At 59.4% G+C, this 16797-nt stretch carries 13 protein-coding genes; 5 read left to right on the top strand and 8 right to left on the bottom strand.

Features of this window, described 5'->3' with window-relative positions:
• Positions 1 to 13: 13 nt before the first annotated feature.
• Positions 14 to 901 carry a lysophospholipid acyltransferase gene (locus tag ACZ445_RS00065; protein WP_071490897.1) on the bottom strand — a complete coding sequence of 296 codons (888 nt, stop codon included), beginning with the start codon at positions 899 to 901 and terminating at the stop codon, positions 14 to 16.
• A 40-nt stretch (positions 902 to 941) separates the two neighbouring features.
• Positions 942 to 1499: a DNA-3-methyladenine glycosylase I gene (locus tag ACZ445_RS00060; protein WP_179029049.1), complete on the bottom strand. Its 558-nt coding sequence runs from the start codon at positions 1497 to 1499 to the stop codon at positions 942 to 944.
• 81 nt (positions 1500 to 1580) lie between these two features.
• Between ACZ445_RS00060 and glyQ the strand changes: the two genes are divergently transcribed.
• The 4 genes from glyQ to ACZ445_RS00040 all read left to right on the top strand — a co-directional run bounded on the left by glyQ (position 1581) and on the right by ACZ445_RS00040 (position 5977).
• Complete coding sequence (glyQ, locus tag ACZ445_RS00055; RefSeq protein WP_003187265.1) at positions 1581 to 2534, top strand: glycine--tRNA ligase subunit alpha; 954 nt, start codon at positions 1581 to 1583, stop codon at positions 2532 to 2534.
• On the top strand, positions 2531 to 4585 hold the full coding sequence (glyS, locus tag ACZ445_RS00050) for a glycine--tRNA ligase subunit beta (protein WP_464707876.1): 2055 nt from the start codon (positions 2531 to 2533) through the stop codon (positions 4583 to 4585). The genes glyQ and glyS overlap by 4 nt, the downstream gene beginning before the upstream one ends.
• A 2-nt stretch (positions 4586 to 4587) precedes the next feature.
• Entirely contained in the window at positions 4588 to 5124 is a 537-nt protein-coding gene (gene gmhB, locus ACZ445_RS00045) for a D-glycero-beta-D-manno-heptose 1,7-bisphosphate 7-phosphatase (protein ID WP_170856039.1), read from the top strand.
• An 82-nt stretch (positions 5125 to 5206) separates the two neighbouring features.
• The gene (locus ACZ445_RS00040) at positions 5207 to 5977 is read left to right on the top strand and encodes a lysophospholipid acyltransferase family protein (protein WP_464707874.1); all 771 of its coding nucleotides are present in this window, start codon (positions 5207 to 5209) and stop codon (positions 5975 to 5977) included.
• 182 nt (positions 5978 to 6159) lie between these two features.
• On the opposite strand, the gene ACZ445_RS00035 is transcribed toward ACZ445_RS00040, so the two are convergent.
• Both ACZ445_RS00035 and ACZ445_RS00030 read right to left on the bottom strand, forming a co-directional pair.
• On the bottom strand, positions 6160 to 8439 hold the full coding sequence (locus ACZ445_RS00035; protein WP_058424372.1) for a CHASE2 domain-containing protein: 2280 nt from the start codon (positions 8437 to 8439) through the stop codon (positions 6160 to 6162).
• 3 nt (positions 8440 to 8442) lie between these two features.
• Entirely contained in the window at positions 8443 to 9375 is a 933-nt protein-coding gene (locus ACZ445_RS00030) for a FecR family protein (RefSeq protein WP_179029052.1), read from the bottom strand.
• 286 nt (positions 9376 to 9661) lie between these two features.
• On the opposite strand from ACZ445_RS00030, the gene ACZ445_RS00025 reads away from it, so the two are divergent.
• A complete protein-coding gene (locus ACZ445_RS00025; protein WP_058424370.1) occupies positions 9662 to 10387 on the top strand; it encodes a response regulator transcription factor in 726 nt (241 codons plus the stop codon).
• A gap of 104 nt (positions 10388 to 10491) precedes the next feature.
• Here ACZ445_RS00025 and gyrB read toward each other — a convergent pair whose 3' ends face one another.
• The 4 genes from gyrB to dnaA are packed head-to-tail and all read right to left on the bottom strand — an operon-like array spanning position 10492 to position 16697.
• On the bottom strand, positions 10492 to 12909 hold the full coding sequence (gene gyrB, locus ACZ445_RS00020; RefSeq protein WP_025854386.1) for a DNA topoisomerase (ATP-hydrolyzing) subunit B: 2418 nt from the start codon (positions 12907 to 12909) through the stop codon (positions 10492 to 10494).
• A 4-nt stretch (positions 12910 to 12913) separates the two neighbouring features.
• Complete coding sequence (gene recF / locus ACZ445_RS00015) at positions 12914 to 14017, bottom strand: DNA replication/repair protein RecF (protein ID WP_464704625.1); 1104 nt, start codon at positions 14015 to 14017, stop codon at positions 12914 to 12916.
• 20 nt (positions 14018 to 14037) lie between these two features.
• On the bottom strand, positions 14038 to 15141 hold the full coding sequence (gene dnaN, locus ACZ445_RS00010; protein ID WP_058424368.1) for a DNA polymerase III subunit beta: 1104 nt from the start codon (positions 15139 to 15141) through the stop codon (positions 14038 to 14040).
• A gap of 38 nt (positions 15142 to 15179) precedes the next feature.
• Positions 15180 to 16697, bottom strand: coding sequence for a chromosomal replication initiator protein DnaA (gene dnaA / locus ACZ445_RS00005; protein ID WP_058424367.1), 1518 nt, complete (start codon positions 16695 to 16697; stop codon positions 15180 to 15182).
• Positions 16698 to 16797 lie beyond the last annotated feature (100 nt).

The raw sequence follows: 16797 nt of genomic DNA, 5'->3' as shown, positions 1-16797 counted from the left end.
GAGGCAGTGGCAGTCAGTACCAGCGCTCTTCACCCGGCGGGCGTTTCTTGAAGCGCTTCATGCTCCACATGTACTGGCTCGGGTACGCGCCGACATACCGCTCCACCACCTTGCTCATCGCCGCGCAGGACGTGGCGGTGTCGGTGCTGTACATGTCTTCCGGCGCCGCCTCCAAGATCACTTTGTAGCCCGAACCGTCCGGCAGCCGCAGCGCATGCAGGAACACCCCCACCGCCTTGTGGCCGGCGAGCATGTTCGGCACGAACTTGCTGGTGAGCGCCTGGGTGGCGAAGAACGGCACGAAGATCCCGGCGGATTCGGCCGGTTCCGGGTCGGCAGGGATACCGACCTGGCCACCTTTGCGCACTTCCTTGATCACACTGAGGATGCCTTCCTTGGTCGACGCCGCCACGCGGTTGCCCAGTTGCACGCGCTGTTTGCGCAGCAGTTCATCCACCGCCTTGAGTTTGGGCGGGCGGTAGAAAATGATCGGCTTGCACTGGCTGCAATAGAAGTGGTTGAGCACTTCCCAGTTGCCCAGATGGCTGGTGATGCCGACCACGCCTTTGCCCGAGGCCAGGGCTTCGTGCAGCACTTCCAGGCCTTCGACTTCACGTACCAGGTCGATGGAGCGCTGGGCCGGCCAGATCCAGGCGCAGGCGCTTTCGGTCAGGGACTTGCCGATGTCCATCAGGCTCTGGCCGACCAGGCGCTCACGGGCGGCCGGATCCATGTCCGGGAAGCACTTGGAGAGGTTGATCCGCACCGTGTCGCGGGAGCGGTTGGGGGTTTTCCACATGATCCAGCCGATGGCCGTGCCAACCGCCTGGACAGCGCGCCAGGGCAGCAGGGCAAACAACCGCAGAGCGCCTACCAGCAAGGCGCCTTTAAACTTTTCCACAGGTCACTCCTGATCGTGTGTGGTGCGCAAAGCGCGCATTCTAACCGGCGTTGACCAAGTCCGCGTAACGGTCGCAGTCCTGAGTGTGGTCCATGACCATGCCCGAGGCCTGCATGAAGGCGTAGCAAATGGTCGGCCCGACGAAGGTGAAACCGGCTTTTTTCAAGGCTTTGCTCATGGCTTCGGCCTCGGGGGTTATCGCCGGGACTTCGCTGCGGTCCTTGAAATGATTGACCTTGGGTTTGCCGCCGACGAAGGACCAGAGCATCCCCACCGGGTCCTCCAGCGCAAGCCATGCGGCGGCATTGCGTCGGGTGGCATTGAGTTTCAGGCGATTACGCACGATGCCCGGATCGAGCATCAGCGCATCGATCTCGGCGTCGCTCAGTTGGGCCAACCGCGGGGCATCAAAACCGAACAAGACCTTCCGATAATGCTCGCGTTTGCGTAAAACGGTGATCCAGGACAGGCCCGCCTGGAACCCTTCGAGCAAAAGCAACTCGAACAAACCCTGCGCATCGCGTAGCGGCGTTCCCCACTCCTGATCGTGATAAGCCATGTACAGCGGATCTTCAGAACACCAAAAGCAGCGTGGCATAAGGCTCCAGGGAGTGGTGGCGGGGCCGAATCGGGTATACTCCCGCTCTTTAAATCGCAGCCCAAGTAACAGGTGAATTTCGTGAGCCAGCCTACGCCAGCCGTGCGTACCTTCCAAGACTTGATCCTCGCCCTCCAGCAATACTGGGCCGAGCAAGGTTGTGTGGTACTTCAGCCCTACGATATGGAAGTAGGCGCCGGCACTTTCCACACCGCTACATTCCTGCGGGCCATCGGCCCGGAAACCTGGAACGCCGCTTATGTGCAGCCCAGTCGTCGCCCGACTGACGGCCGCTACGGCGAAAACCCGAACCGCCTGCAGCACTACTACCAGTTCCAGGTGGTATTGAAGCCGAACCCGGACAACTTCCAGGAACTGTACCTGGGCTCGCTCAAGCACGTAGGCCTGGACCCATTGGTCCACGACATCCGTTTTGTCGAAGACAACTGGGAATCGCCGACCCTGGGCGCCTGGGGCCTGGGCTGGGAAGTCTGGCTCAACGGCATGGAAGTGACGCAGTTCACTTACTTCCAGCAAGCCGGTGGCATCGAGTGCTACCCGGTGACCGGTGAGATCACCTACGGTCTCGAGCGCCTGGCCATGTACCTGCAAGGCGTGGACTCGGTCTACGACCTGGTGTGGGCTGACGGCCCGTTCGGCAAGGTCACCTACGGCGACGTGTTCCACCAGAACGAAGTGGAGCAGTCCACCTACAACTTCGAACACGCCAACGTCGACAAGCTGTTCGAACTGTTCGACTTCTATGAAAGCGAAGCCAAGCGCCTGATCGAACTCGACCAGCCGCTGCCGTTGCCGAGCTATGAAATGGTGTTGAAGGCCTCCCATACCTTCAACCTGCTGGACGCGCGCCGTGCCATCTCGGTAACCGCTCGCCAGCAATACATCCTGCGTGTACGCACCCTGGCGCGTTCCGTCGCCCAAGCCTACCTGTTGGCTCGCGCCAAGCTGGGCTTCCCGATGGCCACCCCGGACCTGCGTGATGAAGTGTTGGCTAAGCTGGAGGCTGCACAATGAGTGTTCAAGATTTCCTGGTTGAACTGGGCACCGAAGAGCTGCCACCCAAGGCACTGAACACCCTGGCCGACGCGTTCCTGGCCGGTATCGAAAAGGGCCTGCAAACCGCCGGCCTGAAGTTCGCCGCGAAAAAAGTCTACGCCGCGCCGCGTCGCCTGGCTGTATTGCTGACCGCGCTGGAAACCCAGCAGCCGGACCGCAGCATCAACCTCGACGGCCCACCGCGCCAGGCGGCTTTTGACGCCGAAGGCAACCCGACCCAGGCGGCCCTGGGTTTCGCCAAGAAATGTGGCGTGGAACTGAGCGAGATCGACCAGAGCGGCCCGAAACTGCGGTTCAGCCAGGTCATCACCGGCAAGCCTACCGCCAGCCTGCTGCCGACCATCGTTGAAGATTCGCTGAACGATTTGCCGATCCCGAAGCGCATGCGCTGGGGTGCACGCAAGGAAGAATTCGTACGTCCGACCCAATGGCTGGTGATGCTGCTCGGTGACCAGGTCATCGACTGCACCATCCTCGCCCAGAAGGCCGGCCGTGATTCCCGTGGCCACCGCTTCCACCATCCAGAAGCCGTGCGCATCACTTCGCCGGCCAACTACCTCAACGACCTGCGCGCGGCCTATGTGCTGGCGGATGCCAACGAGCGTCGCGAGCTGATCAGCAAGCGCACCGAAGAGCTGGCCCGTCTGCAGGAAGGCACTGCCATCGTGCCGCCAAGCCTGCTGGACGAAGTGACCGCGCTGGTTGAATGGCCGGTGCCGCTGGTGTGTTCGTTCGAGGAGCGTTTCCTCGACGTGCCGCAGGAAGCGCTGATCACCACCATGCAGGACAACCAGAAGTACTTCTGCCTGCTGGACGTGGATGGCAAGTTGCTGCCGCGTTTCATCACCGTGGCCAACATCGAAAGCAAGGACCCGCAGCAGATCATCGCCGGTAACGAGAAAGTCGTACGCCCGCGCCTGACCGACGCCGAGTTCTTCTTCAAGCAAGACAAGAAGCAGAAGCTGGAAGACTTCAACCTGCGCCTGCAGAACGTGGTGTTCCAGGAAAAACTTGGCAGCGTGTACGACAAGGCCGTGCGGGTTTCCAAGCTGGCCGCCTATATTGCACCACGCATTGGTGGTGATTCCGCCTGGGCTGCCCGCGCTGGCCTGCTGTCCAAGTGCGACCTGGCCACCGAAATGGTCGGCGAGTTCCCGGAAATGCAAGGCGTTGCCGGTTACTACTACGCCCTCAACGACGGCGAGCCAGACGATGTTGCCCTGGCCCTGAACGAGCAGTACATGCCACGCGGTGCCGGCGCTGAACTGCCGACCACCCTGACCGGTGCAGCCGTGGCGATCGCCGACAAGCTGGACACCCTGGTGGGTATCTTCGGGATCGGCATGTTGCCAACCGGCAGCAAAGACCCGTATGCCCTGCGCCGTGCGGCCCTGGGCGTGCTGCGTATCTTGATCGACAAAAAGCTGGACCTCGACCTGACCCAGGCCGTGGTGTTTGCCGTCGGCCAGTTCGGTGCCAAGGTCAAGCAGGCCGGCCTGGCCGAGCAAGTGCTGGAGTTTGTGTTCGACCGCCTGCGTGCGCGTTACGAAGACGAAGGCGTGGACGTGTCGGTGTACCTGTCGGTACGTGCCCTGCAGCCGGGTTCGGCGCTGGACTTCGATCAACGCGTACAAGCCGTGCAGGCGTTCCGCAAACTGCCGGAAGCTGATGCCCTGGCCGCCGTGAACAAGCGTGTGTCGAACCTGCTGAGCAAGGCCGAAGGCCTGGGCAACGCTGACGTCGACCCTGGCCTGTTTGCCGATGCCAAGGAGTTCTCGCTGAACTCGGCCATCGCCAAGGCCGAAAATGCAGTGAAACCGCTGATCGCTGAGCGCAACTACGCCGAAGCGTTGGCGCGCCTGGCCACCTTGCGTGAACCGGTGGATGCGTTCTTCGAAGCGGTGATGATCAATGCCGACGATGCCGGCGTGCGGAAAAACCGCTATGCCATGCTGGCGCGCCTGCGTGGCTTGTTCGTCAACATCGCTGACATTTCGACGCTGAGCTGACCATGTTGAAACTGCTGATTCTCGATCGGGACGGGGTGATCAATTACGACTCCGACGCTTACATCAAGTCGGTGGCGGAATGGATTCCACTGCCCGGCTCCATCGAGGCCATCGCGCAGTTGAGCAAAGCCGGCTGGACGGTGGCGATCGCCACCAACCAGTCCGGCATCGCCCGCGGGTACTACGACATCGCCACCCTGGACGCCATGCACGCACGCCTGCGCGCACTGGTGGCCGAGCAGGGCGGTGAGGTGGGGCTGGTGGTGTACTGCCCCCACGGGCCGGATGAGGGCTGCGATTGCCGCAAACCCAAGCCTGGCATGCTGAAAACCATTGCAGAACATTACAAGGTGCCCTTGGCTGGGCTATGGTTCGTCGGGGACAGCCTCGGTGACCTGGAGGCGGCCAAAGCCGTCGACTCTCAGCCAGTTTTGGTTAAGACCGGGAAAGGCGAAAAGACCCAGGCGAAAAACCTGCCGGTAGGCACCTTGATTTTTGACGATCTGGCGGCCGTTGCCGCAGAACTTATCAACAACTAGCCGCCCTCGACTTCCTGACCAAGGACTGTTCGGGAGTGCGCTTTTAACAGGCGGGCGTTGTCCCGCAACGGTAAATGCCGCCATGTCGATTTTGCAGGCCATCAGAACCTTCTTCTTTTACCTGCTGCTGGGCACCAGTTCGTTTCTCTGGTGCACCCTGAGCTTTTTTATTGCGCCCTTTTTGCCGTTCAAGGCGCGCTATCGCTTCATCAACGTTTACTGGTGCCGCTGCGCGTTGTGGCTGACCAAGGTGTTCCTGAACATCCGCTTCGAGATCATGGGCGCTGAAAATGTCCCGGACCAGCCGTGCGTGATTCTGTCGAACCACCAGAGCACCTGGGAGACGTTCTTTCTCTCGGCGTACTTCTCGCCGTTGAGCCAGGTGCTCAAGCGTGAGTTGCTGTATGTGCCGTTCTTCGGTTGGGCCATGGCCATGTTGCGTCCGATCGCCATCGACCGCGACAACCCCAAGGCAGCGCTCAAGCACGTGGCCAAGAAGGGCGATGAACTGCTCAAGGATAACGTTTGGGTACTGATCTTCCCGGAAGGGACTCGCGTGCCCTACGGCACCGTAGGCAAGTTCTCACGCGGGGGTACGGCTTTGGCGGTCAACGCCAACCTGCCCGTGCTGCCGATTGCCCACAACGCAGGCAAGTTCTGGCCCAAGACCGGCTGGGCCAAGCGCGAAGGCACCATCACCGTGGTGATTGGCGAACCGATGTACGCAGAAGGTGAAGGCCCACGTGCCATTGCAGCGCTGAATGACCGCGCTCAGGCGTGGAATGAAGCGCAGCAACGGGCAATGGGTTCGCTGCCGCCAGAGCCTGTTGTGGTCGACACTCCGGTGATCTGAGCATCTGTGGATAACCTGTGTACGGTTTGTTGGCAAATTGTGCTTTTTTAATCATAAAAGCCTGATTTTATTGCATATTTCCCAAGCTCATAAAATCGCGGAAAAGGTGCATAAGTTTTTTCCGCATAAAAAAACCGGTCCTTGCGACCGGTTTTTTATGCACAGCAGAAAAGTACGTTTTTTCAGTCTTCCAGCAGGGGTAGTTGCAGGCTGAACGTGGTGCCTTTGCCTACCACGCTTTCGCAACGGATATGTCCACCGTGGCGCTCGATTACCGCCTTGACCATGGTCAACCCCAACCCCAATCCTTCGCTGCCCTGTGCCGATTCAAAGCGCCGGTATTGGCTGAACAGCTCCGGCAAGTCCTCGGCTGCAATCCCCGGCCCCTGGTCACTGATACGGCACTCCAACCAACCTTGTGCACTGCTGTGCCTCAACCTGACAGTGGTGCCCGAGGGTGAATACTTGACGGCATTCTCCAGCACGTTGAACAACGCACGGGTGAGCAGTGACTGGTCAGCCGAGACCATGCCCTCGTCGGCCTCATCCAGGTCATGAACCAGGTGGATCCCCTTGAGCTGGGCGATCAGCGCCACCTGATCAAAGGCATCCATCACCAACATGGCAAACAGCGTCGGCTGGAACTGGTAACCGTCAGCTTCGGCTTTCGCCAGTTGCACGAAAGATTCAGTGAGGCCCAAGGCACGGCGAACCTGCTGTTCGATCTGGGCGAATACCGGGGACTCGCCGTTATGCACATCCAGCAGCGCGAGGATTGCCGAGTGCGGCGCACGCAGGTCATGGGAAAGGAAGCGCAACATGGTTTCGCGGTGTTGTTGCGCTTCGCGCTCCTTGCTCAAATCCGTGAGGCTCAACAGCCAGCCCAGTGCGACATCACCTTCGGCCGGCAGCAAGGGCGCCAATTCCATGCGCAGGCTGCGTTGGTGGATGTCGCGGAATTCGACCAGCTCCAGCGCGGAGAGGGCGGGGCGCACGCCATTGTGCAGCGGCGGGTAGCCCAGGTCGGCCAATTGCTCCAGCAGGTTTTCGGTGACCAGGTCATTGCCGAACACTTCGCGGGCGATGCGGTTGGCCAGCAGGATGTTGCCCTTGGGGTCGGTGATCAGCGTAGCCACCGGCAGGCACTCCAGCCCATCCGCCATGAAGCGCCGTGTATCGCGCGTGCGGCTTACGGCCTGCTCCAGGGCAAAGATCCGCGCCTGCAGCACGTCGCCTTTGCTGGCGGGCGCACGGCGGCGTTCGGGCAGGACTTTGGGTTCGTTATCCAGGCGCGCCAGTTCCCAGCCGAAGTAGGCGAGGATCACACTCAGGCGACGCCAGTTCCAGATCAAGTAGCTGAGCAGCAAGCCGATCAGGCAGGCCGCAGGCGACCACCAGTGGCCAAGGCGCAACAAGGCCCAGGCGCCAAGCAACGCAGCGATCATGCAGCCCAGGGTCATCCACAGCGCATAGCGTGGGCGATAGAGCAGCAGGCCCAGCAACAAAGCCACCAGGGAGGTCGCCATCAGCGCCGCGAGCCAGCCCGGCAGGTCGACAATGCTGCGACCTTGCAGCAAGCCGTTGAGCACATTGGCCTGGATTTCCACCCCTGCCGTTGTACCGACCGTGGAGGAGAGGGGCGTGACGAACCGGTCACCCATCCCGGAAGCCGTCGAACCCACCAGGATCAGGCGGCCTCGGAGTTGCTCGGGAGGAACCTCACCGCGCAATACGCTGACGTAGGACACGCTGGGGAAATGGGTATGGGGTGCGATAAACGGGATGCGGATGGCGTGTTCACGGTGCCAGTGTTGTGCGGTCGCCTGCTGCGGCTCGCCCGGCATGTCCGATAGCTCGCCGCTCATCTCATAGGCCAGCCAGGCCAGTTGCGGTGCCGTCGTGTCGGGAGGGCCTTCGCGCAGATACAGGCTGCGAACCACGCCGTCGCTGTCCGCTTCGACATTGATGTGGCCCACGCCCTTGGCACATTTATGCAGCGCCAGCATCTGCCCACCGGGCTGGCTATAACTTGCTGTGCCCTCACGTACCAGCGGCAGCAAAACATTGCCTGCATTGCATACCGCTTCGGCCAGGCGCTTGTCATTGGCGGGGTCTCCGGGCTCACTGAAGATCACATCGAAGAGGATACCCGCCGGTTGCCCGGCGCTGAGGCGGTCGATCAGGTCGGCGTGCAAGCTGCGTGGCCAGGGCCACTGGCCAAGCTTTTTCAGGCTGGTGTCATCGATGGTCACTAGCAGGATGCGCGGGTCTACAGGAAGCGGGGTGAGGCGACGCAGGCTATCGTACAGCGGATTATTCAACGCCAGGCCTGGGCTCAACGACAGATAGACGGTAACAGGCAGCAACAGCAACCCGATCCACAACCACTCGCGCACCAGGCCATGAAACAGGCGCTGGGCATGGGTGGGCTGGCGTTTCTCGGTCTTGCCCCAGAGCTTCATAGGTCAATGTGCCTGGGTGGTGGGTGGGTAGTAAAAGATGTCATAGACCCCGGTTTCTCCCTCCAGCCCGTTTTCATCGTAGGCCGAAAGGCGCACGTGGTAGAACGAGGCTTTGAGCCCAGTGAAGCTCATTTTCGGCGCACTGGAAAAGTTTTCCTGCTTGATGTCCATGAAGGCTTTGTCGATAGCGACCTGTGCCCGGTATCGCTGGGCTCCGGGCAAAGGCCGGAGGTACAGCCTCCAGACCGGCGCATCGCCTTTCTGGCCGTCCTGACCCACGAGCTTCGGTGCAGCAAGTAGCTCAACCGGTTTCAGGTCTCCCTGCTTCTTGAACAGCAGACCTTGCCGGGCATCGATTTTTACCTCCGGTTCCATCGGCTGGTTTTTTGCCTCGCGGCTGACGGCAACCTGCCCGTCCAACACTTCGAGCAGCGATTGCTCTGCGTCGTTACGCACCCGGAAATGCGTGCCGCGTACGCCCAACACTCCCACGGGGGTCACGATCTGAAAACGATCATGGTCGCTGGTACGCTTGATCACATACGCTTCCGCCTGACCTTGTTCGAGTACAACCTGGGGAATCGACAGCTTGCGCTCCAGATGCAATCGAACCTGTGAACTTGCGGGCAACACCACGCGGGATCCGTCACCGAGCAACAGGCTGACGAACGCCGACGCCGAGGTCTTCACGCCTTCCTGTTCATCAATGGTCATGCCTTCCAGCAAAAGGCTCGCCTGGCCCTTGGTATCAATTTTCCAGGCTTCCCCGGTGAGATGCTGAACCACCGCCGGTAACGGCTGGGGGCGACACAGCACGTGATCATCGATGTACGGCGCGCGCGCGTTGTTAGCGGCACCCGCAGAGCCGACCGCAATGATCAACAATGAGGGGAGGGCGCGGCACAGGCGATTCGAAGAAAGGATCATGGAGCTCATCAAGGTTGGGTTCCAGAGGGCATCTGACAGCAGCACGCAGGAGTGTACGGCAGCGCATGCGTCGGCTGATCCTTTTCCTTATGGGCGGGAGCCGGTATCTTTCCCACATCGGTATCAAGGACTTTCAATGGGTTAATCGCTCATTGATCCCAGCGTACCGAGAGATCCAAGGGGTCGACGGAACTGAACATAATTCTTCAGATTCCGAGACCGGCATCTGCGCAGTGCGTGCCATCACTAACCCGGCTGACGGCTGCCGTACTCTTCAAGAAGAAAGGACCCACCCATGCGTGTCGCAATACTGGATGACGAACCCGCGGAACTGCGACGGGTGGAACAGACACTGCGACAAATCCCCAGCACCGCCGAACAACCCTGGACCCTGCACTGTTTCGAACGCGGTGAAGACCTGCTACGCCAACTGCGCCGGGAAACCTTCGACCTGTTGATACTCGACTGGCAACTGCCGGATATCAGCGGGATCGCGTTGTTGCGCTGGACCCGTGAACACATGGAGTCACCACCTGCCGTCATCATGCTCACCAGCCGCGACGCCGAGAGCGACATCGTCACTGCGCTGAACAGCGGTGCCGATGATTACGTCAGCAAGCCCTTTCGTCCCAATGAACTGAAGGCGAGGGTCACGGCAGTTCTGCGTCGACACGGCCTGCAAAAGTCGGCTACTCATGAAGTCCAAAGCTTCAACGATCTGACCTTTGATGATGCGGAGTTGACCGTGACCCGCGCAGGCAAACCCATCAACCTGACCGAGCGCGAGTACCGTCTGGCCAGTTGCCTATTTGCAAACCTGGCGCGACCGCTGTCTCGCGAATATCTCTACGAGCGGTTTTGGACCCATGAAGAAATGGTGTCGTCGCGGCCGCTCGATACGCACATCTACCGGTTGCGCAACAAGCTGGGGCTGACAGCGGACAGGGGGTGGCAGCTGTTGACGATCTATGGATACGGTTACCGACTGGAGAGTGTGACAGCGCCTTCCCAACAAGGCTAAAACGCGTATGTTCCACGTGGAGCATTCTTGGAATAGCTGATACTTATCCAATAAAAAAGGCCAACGCATAGCGTTGGCCTTTCTTACTCAGCGGATTATCAGGATCAGAAGTCCAGGTTGGACACCGCCAAAGCATTGCTTTCGATAAAGTCACGACGAGGCTCGACCGCATCACCCATCAGGGTGTTGAAGATCTGGTCCGCGCCAATAGCATCTTCGATGGTCACGCGCAGCATGCGACGCTGAGCCGGGTCCATGGTGGTTTCCCACAGTTGATCCGGGTTCATTTCGCCCAGACCTTTGTAGCGCTGGATGGTGTGGCGCTTGGTGCTTTCAGCCATCAGCCAGTCGAGGGCTTCCTTGAATTCCTTGACCTGCTTCTTGCGTTCGCCACGTTGAATATAAGCGCCGTCGTCCAACAGGGTGCTTAGTTGCGCGCCCAGCGTTACCACGGTCTTGTAGTCATTGCTGCCGAAGAAGTCGCGGTTGAAGGTGACGTAGTTCGACAGGCCGTGGGAGATCAGTTCGACCTCTGGCAGCCATACGTTACGTTCACGGTCTTCGCGCAGGCTGGCTTTGTACACCAGGCCGGACTTCTCGACGGTACGCAGACGCACTTCGTACTGGGCCAACCAATCCTGCATGTGCGCGTGGTCGCCCAGTTGCTCCAGGCTTACGGCTGGCAGGTAGATAAAGTGCTCGGTCAACTCCTGCGGGTACAGGCGCGACAGACGCTTAAGAGTCTTCATCACCATGCGGAAGTCGTTAACCAGACGCTCCAACGCTTCACCGGAGATACCCGGTGCTTCATCGTTCAAGTGCAGGCTGGCATCTTCCAGGGCCGACTGCGTCATGTACTCTTCCATGGCGTCGTCGTCTTTGATGTATTGCTCTTGCTTGCCTTTTTTGACTTTGTACAACGGCGGCTGCGCGATGTAGATGTAGCCACGCTCGATCAACTCCGGCAGCTGACGGAAGAAGAAGGTCAGCAGCAAGGTACGGATGTGCGAACCGTCGACGTCAGCATCGGTCATGATGATGATGTTGTGGTAGCGCAGCTTGTCGATGTTGTATTCGTCACGACCGATACCGCAGCCCAACGCCGTGATCAAAGTGCCGACTTCCTGGGAAGAAATCATCTTGTCGAAGCGTGCCTTCTCGACGTTGAGGATCTTACCCTTCAACGGCAGGATGGCCTGGGTGCGACGGTTACGACCCTGCTTGGCGGAACCGCCAGCAGAGTCACCTTCCACCAGGTACAGTTCGGAGAGGGCAGGGTCCTTCTCCTGGCAGTCAGCCAGTTTGCCCGGCAGGCCAGCGATATCCAGCGCGCCTTTACGGCGAGTCATCTCACGGGCTTTACGCGCCGCTTCACGGGCACGTGCAGCGTCGATCATCTTGCCGACGACCAGCTTGGCTTCGTTCGGGTTCTCCAGCAGGAAGTCGGAGAAGTATTTGCCCATTTCCTGTTCAACGGCAGTCTTCACTTCGGAAGACACCAGCTTGTCTTTGGTCTGGGAGCTGAACTTGGGATCCGGTACTTTCACCGAGATAATCGCAGTCAGGCCTTCGCGCGCATCGTCACCGGTAGTGGCGACTTTATGCTTCTTGGCCAAACCTTCGGCTTCGATGTAGGTGTTCAGGTTACGCGTCAGTGCGGAACGGAAACCCACCAGGTGAGTACCGCCGTCGCGCTGAGGAATGTTGTTGGTGAAGCACAACAGGTTCTCGTTGAAGCTGTCGTTCCACTGCAGGGCGATTTCCACGCCGATGCCGTCTTCACGCTGGATGTTGAAGTGGAACACCTGGTTGACCGCAGTCTTGTTGGTGTTCAGGTATTCAACGAACGCTCGCAAGCCGCCTTCGTACTTGAACAGCTCTTCCTTGCCGCTGCGCTCGTCCTTGAGGACGATACCCACGCCGGAGTTAAGGAACGACAGTTCACGAATACGCTTGGCCAGGATGTCCCAGCTGAAATGGATATTCTTGAAGGTTTCAGCCGATGGCTTGAAGTGGATCTGCGTACCGGTGGTTTCACTGTCGCCGACGATTTTCATCGGTTCTTGTGGAACGCCGTGGACGTAGGTCTGTTCCCAGATCTTGCCGCTACGGCGAACGGTCAGGATCAGCTCTTCGGACAGTGCGTTCACTACCGAAACGCCCACACCGTGCAAACCACCGGAGACCTTATAGGAGTTGTCGTCGAACTTACCGCCGGCATGGAGCACGGTCATGATGACCTCCGCCGCCGAGACGCCTTCTTCTTTGTGCACGTCTACTGGAATACCGCGACCGTTGTCACGCACGGTAATAGACTCATCCGGGTGGATGATGATGCTGATGTCGTCGCAGTGACCGGCCAAAGCTTCGTCGATGGAGTTGTCGACCACCTCGAACACCATGTGGTGCAGACCGCTACCGTCATCAGTGTCGCCAATGTACATACCGGGACGTTTGCGTACGGCATCCAAACCTTTCAGCACTTTAATGCTGGTCGAGTCGTACGTGTTTTCTTCGCTCATGCCTTCACTCCCGATGGTCGTGGGTCTGGGTGATACGGCCTTGTTCCACGTGGAACAAAGCGACTGGCGTTTCCGTCTGCCAGCCTTCCCTCAATAATTCGTGGTCTACACAAGTGATAAACACCTGGCAGCGTAATTCTTCCAACAAGCGGCAAAGCGCGTGGCGGTGCTGCTCGTCGAGTTCCGACGGCAAGTCGTCCACCAGATAAATACACTGACCGCGCCGGGCTTGGCTCACCAAGTGGCCCTGGGCAATCCGCAGTGCGCACACCACCAACTTCTGCTGGCCACGGGACAAGATGTCCGCAGCATTGTGAGCGCCTAATCTAAGGCGCAAATCAGCCCGTTGTGGTCCGGCCTGGGTATGACCAATTTGCTGATCCCGCTGCAGGGACGTCGCGAGCACTGCACTCAGGTCACGCTCTTTGTCCCAACCACGGTAGTAGCTCAGCGTCAGTCCTTCGAGGTCCAACAGCTCACTCAAGGTCTGCTCAAAGACTGGTTTCAAGGCTTTGATGTAGGCACGGCGGTATTCATCTATTTCGTCGCTGGCCAGGCACAGTTCCCGGTCCCAGGCCGCTTGCGAAGCGGCGTCAAGTGTACCATGCCGCAGCCATGAGTTCCGCTGCCGCAGGGCCTTCTGCAGGCGCTGCCAAGTGGCCATAAACCGCGGTTCCACGTGGAACACTCCCCAATCGAGGAATTGCCTGCGGATTTTCGGTGCGCCTTCCAACAGACGAAAGCTGTCGGGATTGATCAATTGCAGCGGCAGGATTTCCGCCAACTGCGCAGCACTGCGCGCGTTTTGCCCGTCAATGCGAATCTGAAACTCCCCGCCGCGGTCACGGGATATCCCCAGGCTGCTGTGCCCGCCTTCAGCCAGCTCGACCTGGCCAAACACCGTACACGCCAATTGTTCGTACTGGATGACCGGTAGCAGGCGAGCACTACGAAAGGAACGGGCAAGCCCCAACAAATGTATGGCTTCCAGCACGCTGGTTTTGCCACTGCCGTTGGCGCCGTGGAGGATATTGATGCGGGGAGAGGGGGAGAAGGTCACCGGGTGCAGATTGCGCACCGCGGTGACCGAGACGCGACTGAGGGACATCTAGCTTCTGCTGAGCATGGTTACAGGCGCATCGGCATGACAACGTAAGCCGAGTCGTCGTTGTCGGATTCCTGCACCAGGGCACTGCTGTTGGAGTCCGACAGGATCAGGCGAACCTGTTCGGTGGTCATTACACCCAGCACGTCCAGCAGATAGCTCACGTTGAAGCCGATTTCCAGCGAACCGCCGTTGTAGTCGACGCCCACTTCTTCTTCCGCTTCTTCCTGCTCCGGGTTGTTAGCCTGGATCTTCAGCTGACCGTTGGCCAGTTGCAGACGGATACCACGGTACTTCTCGTTGGACAGGATCGCGGTACGGCTGAACGCTTCACGCAGCGCTTGGCGATCGCCCAGCACCAGCTTGTCGCCACCTTTAGGCAACACGCGCTCGTAATCCGGGAACTTGCCGTCAACCAGCTTGGAAGTGAAAGTGAATTCGCCGGTGGTGGCGCGGATATGGTGCTGCCCCAGCACGATACTAACGTTGCCTTCCGGCTCGGTAAGCAGACGCGCCAGCTCAAGGATACCTTTGCGCGGCACGATCACCTGGTGACGATCCGGTTGGCCGATATCGGCACGCATCGAACACATCGCCAGACGGTGACCGTCGGTGGCCACGGCGCGGATGATGCCTTCCGACACTTCCAGCAGCATGCCGTTGAGGTAGTAGCGTACGTCCTGCTGGGCCATGGCGAAGCTGGTGCGCTCGATCAAGCGACGCAGCTTGCTCTGATCCAGGCTGCAGGTCAGCGAACCCGGGCCTTCTTCAACCGTCGGGAAATCATTGGCTGGCAACGTGGACAGGGTGAAGCGGCTGCGGCCGGCCTTGACGACCAACTTCGCCTCATCAACCTTGATGTCGATCAGCGCATCGTTCGGCAGGCTTTTGCAAATGTCCATCAGCTTGCGCGCAGGCACGGTGATCTCGCCAGGCTCGGCGGGCTCTTCCAGCTGCACGCGACCAACCAGCTCGACTTCCAAGTCGGTACCGGTCAGGGACAATTGCTGGCCTTCGACGACCAGCAATACGTTAGAGAGCACCGGCAAGGTCTGTCGGCGCTCGACGACGCCTGCGACCAGTTGCAGGGGTTTCAACAGGGCTTCGCGTTGAATGGTGAAATGCATGGTCTAGTCCCTTGCCTTAATAAGCTGCGCTGGTGTCATCAAGTGGTCAGTGTACGCAGCAGGTTCTTGTAGTCCTCGCGAATATCCGCGTCGGATTCCTTAAGTTCGTTGATCTTGCGGCACGCGTGCAAGACCGTGGTGTGGTCGCGTCCACCAAACACATCTCCGATTTCCGGCAGGCTGTGGTTGGTCAACTCCTTGGAGAGGGCCATCGCCACCTGACGGGGACGTGCCACCGAGCGCGAACGGCGCTTGGACAACAGGTCGGAAATCTTGATCTTGTAGTACTCGGCCACGGTGCGCTGAATGTTATCCACACTCACCAGTTTGTCCTGCAGCGCCAACAAGTCTTTGAGGGATTCGCGAATCAGCTCGATGGTGATGTCGCGGCCCATGAAGTGTGAGTGCGCGATGACCCGCTTGAGTGCACCTTCGAGCTCACGCACGTTGGAGCGGATACGTTGGGCGATAAAGAAGGCGGCATCGTGTGGCAGGTCGACTTTGGCCTGATCGGCCTTTTTCATCAGGATCGCGACGCGGGTTTCCAGCTCCGGCGGCTCTACCGCAACGGTCAGGCCCCAGCCGAAGCGCGACTTCAGACGTTCTTCCAGGCCTTCGATTTCCTTCGGATAACGGTCGCTGGTCAAGATGACCTGCTGGCCACCTTCGAGCAGGGCGTTGAAGGTATGGAAAAACTCTTCCTGGGAACGCTCTTTGCGGGCAAAGAATTGAATGTCATCGATCAGCAACGCATCAACCGAGCGGTAGAACCGCTTGAACTCGTTGATCGCGTTGAGCTGCAAGGCCTTGACCATGTCAGCCACGAAGCGCTCCGAGTGCAGGTATACGACCTTGGCATTCGGATTCTTCTTTAATAGGTGGTTACCCACAGCGTGCATCAAGTGGGTTTTACCCAAGCCAACGCCACCATAAAGGAAGAGCGGGTTGTAACCATGCTTGGGATTATCGGCGACCTGCCAGGCGGCTGCGCGAGCCAACTGGTTGGATTTACCTTCGACGAAATTCTCGAAGGTAAACGTACGATTCAGGTAGCTGGTGTGCTTGAGCGCGCCTTCGACCTGGACAGTGCGCTGTTCGGCACGGACCGGGGCTTGCTGGGACGCGGCGCCTGCCATCGGGTCAAAGCTGTCGCGGGACGGCTCTTCATTTTCTGGCGCGCTTTTTCTCGCAGACGATTTGGATGACGCCGGTGCAGGAGCAGGCGCACTGGCAGCCGGTGTGGCGGCTGCCTGGGCTTGCGACGCCGCAGCGGCCAATGGCGCATTCGGCGCAGCACGGGGTGCAGAGCTGCGTTTGCTGCCTATTAATAAGGAGAGCACGGGCGCGAGGCCGTTGCCATGTTCATCGAGCAATTCGAGAACGCGGCTCAGGTACTTCTCATTGACCCAATCGAGAACAAAACGATTGGGTGCGTAGACACGCAACTCGTCGCCTTCGGCTTCGACCTGTAGCGGACGGATCCAGGTGTTGAATTGCTGGGCAGGCAGCTCATCGCGCAAAAGCTCCACGCACTGCTGCCAAAGTTCCACTGACACGGATATCCCCTAAGTTGAAAGCCGGTGAGGCAAAAACAGCCGCCATTGTAGCGGCGAGCCGTCCACTTATCCACATGTAGCTTGATCACAGGCCGGCCAA

Source organism: Pseudomonas allii (assembly GCF_055380095.1).
Note: the sequence above shows the minus strand (reverse complement) of the source record. Positions and strands in the feature narration are given on the sequence as shown.

What these genes read in the sequence shown, in the direction of transcription:
- ACZ445_RS00060 (WP_179029049.1), bottom strand. Translation starts at nt 1,499, where the DNA reads ATGCCACGCTGCTTTTGGTGTTCTGAAGATCCGCTGTACATGGCTTAT.
- glyS (WP_464707876.1), top strand. Translation starts at nt 2,531, where the DNA reads ATGAGTGTTCAAGATTTCCTGGTTGAACTGGGCACCGAAGAGCTGCCA.
- gmhB (WP_170856039.1), top strand. Translation starts at nt 4,588, where the DNA reads ATGTTGAAACTGCTGATTCTCGATCGGGACGGGGTGATCAATTACGAC.
- ACZ445_RS00040 (WP_464707874.1), top strand. Translation starts at nt 5,207, where the DNA reads ATGTCGATTTTGCAGGCCATCAGAACCTTCTTCTTTTACCTGCTGCTG.
- ACZ445_RS00035 (WP_058424372.1), bottom strand. Translation starts at nt 8,439, where the DNA reads ATGAAGCTCTGGGGCAAGACCGAGAAACGCCAGCCCACCCATGCCCAG.
- ACZ445_RS00030 (WP_179029052.1), bottom strand. Translation starts at nt 9,375, where the DNA reads ATGAGCTCCATGATCCTTTCTTCGAATCGCCTGTGCCGCGCCCTCCCC.
- ACZ445_RS00025 (WP_058424370.1), top strand. Translation starts at nt 9,662, where the DNA reads ATGCGTGTCGCAATACTGGATGACGAACCCGCGGAACTGCGACGGGTG.
- gyrB (WP_025854386.1), bottom strand. Translation starts at nt 12,909, where the DNA reads ATGAGCGAAGAAAACACGTACGACTCGACCAGCATTAAAGTGCTGAAA.
- recF (WP_464704625.1), bottom strand. Translation starts at nt 14,017, where the DNA reads ATGTCCCTCAGTCGCGTCTCGGTCACCGCGGTGCGCAATCTGCACCCG.
- dnaN (WP_058424368.1), bottom strand. Translation starts at nt 15,141, where the DNA reads ATGCATTTCACCATTCAACGCGAAGCCCTGTTGAAACCCCTGCAACTG.